Genomic DNA, 878 nt, shown 5'->3' with positions numbered 1-878 from the left:
CTTGTGCGATCAGTCGCGACACAAGGGCCGACTGTCACTATCAGCTTTCTCACCGCCGAAGGACTGGAGGCCGGGCGAACAAAGGTGCGATACCGTAACGTGGAGATCGGCGAGGTCAAGACCATCCGCCTCTCTAACGACCATTCCCGTGTCCTTGTGGATGTACAGATAGCCAAAATCTCACGCAATCTCGCGGTTGAAGACGCCCGCTTCTGGGTGGTGCGCCCAAGGATCGGTATGGGTGGTATTTCGGGTCTCGGTACCGTCCTCTCCGGCGCGTATATCGGCATGGATCCTGGTCGCTCCGACCAGCCCCGTGAAAAGTTCATCGGACTTGAGACGCCTCCCATCGTGACCAGCGACCAGAAGGGGCGTCGTTATGTTCTTGATGGCGATTCCCTCGGCTCCGTTGATATCGGCTCGCCAGTCTACTACCGCCGTTTCCAGGTCGGACGTGTTGTCGCACGCTCCCTTAACGATGACGGCAAGGGCGTCACCATCCAGGTCTTCATTGATGAGCCTTACGACAAACTTGTCAAGGCAGATGCATGCTGGTGGCATGCAAGTGGTGTCGACCTGCGGCTGGATTCGGGCGGTATGAGACTGAATACCCAGTCACTCGCGACAGTCGTCATGGGTGGTCTCGCGTTCCAGTCCCGCCCCGACAACGAGCCAGCACATGAAGCGCCCAACGGCACCGCTTTCCCGCTTTCCGACAGTCAGGCAGAGGCGATGCGCGCACCGGACGGTGCTGCTGCAAGCGTTGTCATGAAGTTCAATCAGTCGCTGCGCGGCCTGTCTGTCGGCGCGACGGTCGATTTCCGCGGAATCGAGCTTGGACGCGTCACTGCAGTCGACGTGGAATACGACCCGAAACG

At 59.3% G+C, this 878-nt stretch carries 1 protein-coding gene; it reads left to right on the top strand.

The window, feature by feature from the left end; translation table 11 throughout:
* Window positions 1–878: intermembrane transport protein PqiB (locus U5A65_RS40665; protein WP_321949713.1), on the top strand; the 878-nt coding region annotated here is incomplete at both ends.

This window comes from Paraburkholderia sp. J10-1, assembly GCF_905220165.1.
In the GTDB taxonomy this organism is placed as follows: Bacteria; Pseudomonadota; Gammaproteobacteria; order Burkholderiales; family Burkholderiaceae; genus Paraburkholderia.
This window is presented reverse-complemented; position numbering and strand designations above follow the sequence as displayed.